The 417-nt window shown below is 47.0% G+C and carries 1 pseudogene; it reads right to left on the bottom strand.

Features of this window, described 5'->3' with window-relative positions:
- Positions 1 to 417 (bottom strand): annotated as a pseudogene (locus CWC14_RS18560) (PepSY domain-containing protein); the annotation flags it as partial.

The raw sequence follows: 417 nt of genomic DNA on the forward strand, positions 1-417 counted from the left end.
AAAGTAACCCCAGCGCCCCCATTCTCCACCATAGGTGCCAAAATGGAGTGAGAAAATACTGGCCACCATGTTACCCCACACTGCATCTTCGCCTTGTGGGTAGCTCGAGTTAACGACCTCTAAGGTGTACGGGGTCATAAATAAATAGTCAGTATCTGGGCCGCGCACAACCGCATTGTTGTTACTCATCATAAACACCGCAGAGGGCGAAGCTGAATTTAAATTACTGTAGCGAATGTGGATAGTCTCATAGCCAGGCGCATAGCTTTTAGCTGCAAGCACTTGCTCGTCGATACTAGGTAAGTTTTCAATGTGAAAACTTTGCGCAGCGGGAGTAGGGCGCTGAAACAGCGGTTTATCATCATAAAATTGCGCTAAGCCGCCGTAAATAAAATCATGAAATGCAAACACCACCAC

The organism is Pseudoalteromonas sp. S3260 (genome assembly GCF_005886925.1).
GTDB classification, from domain to species: Bacteria; Pseudomonadota; Gammaproteobacteria; order Enterobacterales; family Alteromonadaceae; genus Pseudoalteromonas; species Pseudoalteromonas tetraodonis.